5 protein-coding genes are annotated in these 3,282 nt (G+C 72.4%); 1 reads left to right on the top strand and 4 read right to left on the bottom strand.

Annotated features, from left to right (window positions below; genetic code table 11):
* Positions 1 to 271: hypothetical protein (locus ACFVXJ_RS31190; protein WP_389666824.1), on the bottom strand; the 271-nt coding region annotated here is incomplete at its 3' end.
* 90 nt (positions 272 to 361) lie between these two features.
* Entirely contained in the window at positions 362 to 1,369 is a 1,008-nt protein-coding gene (locus ACFVXJ_RS31185; protein WP_389666823.1) for a stage II sporulation protein M, read from the bottom strand.
* A 124-nt stretch (positions 1,370 to 1,493) separates the two neighbouring features.
* Between ACFVXJ_RS31185 and ACFVXJ_RS31180 the strand changes: the two genes are divergently transcribed.
* The gene (locus ACFVXJ_RS31180; RefSeq protein ID WP_389666821.1) at positions 1,494 to 2,417 is read left to right on the top strand and encodes an RDD family protein; all 924 of its coding nucleotides are present in this window, start codon (positions 1,494 to 1,496) and stop codon (positions 2,415 to 2,417) included.
* Between the two features lie 21 nt (positions 2,418 to 2,438).
* Here the strand turns inward: ACFVXJ_RS31180 and ACFVXJ_RS31175 are convergent, their stop codons facing one another.
* Positions 2,439 to 3,056, bottom strand: a complete 618-nt coding sequence (locus ACFVXJ_RS31175; RefSeq protein WP_389666819.1) for a hypothetical protein — start codon at positions 3,054 to 3,056, stop codon at positions 2,439 to 2,441.
* Positions 3,057 to 3,189: 133 nt separating this feature from the next.
* The coding region (locus ACFVXJ_RS31170; RefSeq protein WP_351857368.1) for an adenosylhomocysteinase at positions 3,190 to 3,282 on the bottom strand (93 nt) is incomplete at its 5' end.

The raw sequence follows: 3,282 nt of genomic DNA, 5'->3' as shown, positions 1-3,282 counted from the left end.
CGGGCGCTTCCTTTGTTCTTCGTTTTGTTCTTGCGTTTCCGACTCTATCAGACTCTTTCGTGTCCGATTCCCGGTCGAAGCGGGGTTCGCTTTCCGGTTCAAGTGCTTTCGCGCTTTCCCTTTTCGGCGAGTCCGACTCTATCAGAACTTTTCCACCGGATTTCCCGGCTTCGAAGCTTCGATGATGAGTCGGCGGTACCCACTCGGAATTCAATTCCTGGGGCGAGAGAGATTTTAAACCATCACGTCCGAACCTGTCCGGCTCGGGCAACCGTTTGAATCTACCTCCCCGCTCCCACCGTGTCAACAGTGTTCGCGGGACAGACGAGGAGACTAGCAGCTCCCACGGCCCGCGCGCACATCAGGCCGCAGTGGGGAGCGTCGCCGTCTGGTCGGCCGCCTCGACGTCGCCGACCTCGCCCGCCCGGGAGGCTCGGCCGCCCAGCAGGTAGACGTAGGTCAGGAAGGCCGCTTCGGCGGCGACGCCGATGGTGATGCGGGCCCAGGTGGGCAGGCCCGACGGGGTCACGAAGCCCTCGATCAGGCCCGAGACGAAGAGGACGACGGCCAGGCCGATGGCCATGCCGAGGGCCGCCCGGCCCTGTTCGGCGAGGGCGGTGCGGCGGGTGCGGGGGCCCGGGTCGATCACGGTCCAGCCCAGGCGCAGGCCCGTGCCGGCGGCGATGAAGACCGCCGTCAGTTCGAGCAGGCCGTGCGGGAGGATCAGGCCGAGGAAGACGTCGAGGCGTCCGGCGGAGGCCATCAGCCCGATGCCCGCGCCCAGGTTCGCCATGTTGAGGAACAGGATCCACAGCACGGGAAGGCCGAGGAACGCTCCGAGGACCAGGCACATCGCCGCCGCTTGGGCGTTGTTCGTCCAGACCTGGGCCGCGAAGGACGCCGCCGGGTGGCTGGAGTAGTACGTCTCGTACTCGCCGCCGGGCCGGGTCATCTTCTTCAGGTCCGCGGGCACCGCCATCGCGGCCTGGACCTCCGGATGGGTGGCGATCCACCAGCCCATGAGGACGCCGACGGCGACGGAGAGCACCGCCGTCGGTATCCACCAGCGGCGGCTGCGGTAGACGGCGGCCGGGAACCCGGCGGTGAAGAAGCGGGCCGCGTCGCGCCAGCCGGCCCGGCGGGCGCCGGTCACCGTCGCGCGGGCTCGGGCGACGAGCTGGGTGAGGCGGCCTATGAGGATGGGGTCGGGGGCGCTGGACTGGATCAGCGAGAGGTGGGTGGAGGTGCGCTGGTAGAGGGCGACGAGTTCGTCCGCCTCCGCTCCGGTGAGCCGTCGGCCGCGGCCGAGTAGCTGTTCCAGACGGGCCCACTGCGCCTGGTGGGCCGCCACGAAGACGTCGACATCCATCCGGTTTTCCGCTCCCCTGCCCCCGGGCGGCCGCTGCCGGCCGCCGTCGACTACTGCTGCGGTGGTCAGCTTGGCAGACTGATCGCGACAGGGGTGGGTCAGGTCACGGGAAGGGTGCGCATCAGTGAGCGATCTGGTGACGGGGGACGCGGTCGTCCTGGGGTTGCGGCCGGCGAGGGTGCCGAGCCGGGCGCTGGCGGTGTCGCTGGACGCGTTCGTCTATGTCGTCGGGTACGTGATCGTGTCGCTCGGGGTGGTGCTCGCGACGGCTTCGCTGGACGAGGCGGCGCGGGCGGCCGTGCAAGTGGCGACGTTCCTGCTGGTGCTGATCGGTGTGCCGATCGCGGTGGAGACGCTGAGCCACGGCCGGTCGCTGGGCAAGTTGGCCTGTGGGTTGCGGGTGGTGCGGGAGGACGGCGGGCCGATCCGGTTCCGGCACGCGCTGGTGCGGGGCGCGATGGGGGTCGTGGAGCTGCAGATGACGTTCGGGGCGGTGGCGTGCATCGCCTCGCTGGTGTCGGAGCGGGGGCGGCGGCTCGGGGACGTGTTCGGGGGGACGCTGGTGATACGGGAGCGGGTGCCCGGGGCGCGGATGACGCCGGTGCCCCCGCCGCCGCCCTGGCTGGCCGGGCGCTTCGCGGGGGTGGACCTGTCGGCGGTGCCCGACGGGCTGTGGTTGGCGGTGCGGCAGTACCTGACGCGGATGAACCAACTCGACCCGACGACGGGCGCCGCGATGGCGGCGAAGCTGGCGGACGAGGTGGTGGCGCGTACGGGGACGCCACCGCCGGCGGGCGTGCCGGCCGCCGCGTACCTGATGGCGGTGGTGCACGAGCGGCAGACGCGGGACGCGGCCCGGGCGTTCCGGCCCGTCGCGCCGTACGGCGACCGGAGTGCGGCGTACGGTCCGCCCGCGGCGTACGGTCCTCCGGTCGCGGCGCCCGTCCGGGGGCCGGGGCCTCAGCCGCCGCCCGCCCCGTACCTGCCGCCCGCGCCGGTGGCGCCGCCGGCTCACGGTGGCGGGACCGGGTTCGCGCCGCCCGCCTGAGGCGCGGGAGCCGGCCGGACCTCAGTCGATGAAGGCGGAGGGCGGGGTCTCCAGGTGTTCGAGTTCGATGCCGGGGGCGGAGAGGACCACGTCGCCGGCGATGTGCACGGTGTGGACCTCGCCGGTGTCGAGCGCGCTGACGCGGTACTCGTCCACCTGGAGCGGGCCGCTGTCGGTGGCGTGTTCGGTGCGGCCGGTCAGGGCCCATGCCTGGTCGACGGTGCGCGGTGCGAGGACGGGCTCGGTGAGGGCGACGAGCCGGACGCGGGTGGCGGGGGCGCCCGGGGTGAGGCGCAGCAGTCGGGCGGTCGCGACGAGGAAGGCCGGGGAGGTGCCGGTGAAGCCGGGGGCGTGGACGTTGCCTTCGGTGGCCTCGGTGCCGGTGGGGTCGGTGCGGACCCAGGTGACGCCGTCGATGGCGGCGCCGCGCACCTGCCAGCTCGCCGCGTTGACCTCCATCCGGATGGGGCGGCCGAGTTCGTCGATGGCCAGGTCCACCGAGCCGCGGTGCTCGCCGTCGGGGGCGGTCAGTTGGGAGACGTAGCGCCAGCCGCTCGGGCCGGGGGCGCAGTGGAAGTGCTCCTCCCCGAGCGGGGTGTGGTCGTGCGGGTCGTGGAGCGAGTAGCGGCCGCGGGGCATGGGCGCACGTTCGTTTCTGGGAGGAGGCGTCTCGGATACGGGGGCAGGCCCCCGGCGGGGGTGCCGGGGGCCTGCCTGGGGTGGTGCGTGATCCGCAGGGATCGGTGTCCGTGAGGATCGGTGTCCGTGGGGATCAGTAGCGGTAGTGGTCGGGCTTGTACGGGCCTTCGACCTTGACGCCGATGTAGGCGGCCTGCTCCGGGCGCAGGGTGGTGAGCTTGACGCC

The sequence above is a fragment of the Streptomyces sp. NPDC058279 genome (genome assembly GCF_042881255.1).
In the GTDB taxonomy this organism is placed as follows: domain Bacteria; phylum Actinomycetota; class Actinomycetes; order Streptomycetales; family Streptomycetaceae; genus Streptomyces.
The sequence above is the reverse complement of the archived record's forward strand: the minus strand, read 5'-3'. Positions and strand labels throughout refer to the sequence as shown.

Bases quoted from the DNA above. Each gene is read 5' to 3' on its own strand.
- ACFVXJ_RS31175 (WP_389666819.1), bottom strand. From the start codon at position 3,056: ATGCCCCGCGGCCGCTACTCGCTCCACGACCCGCACGACCACACCCCG.
- ACFVXJ_RS31185 (WP_389666823.1), bottom strand. From the start codon at position 1,369: ATGGATGTCGACGTCTTCGTGGCGGCCCACCAGGCGCAGTGGGCCCGT.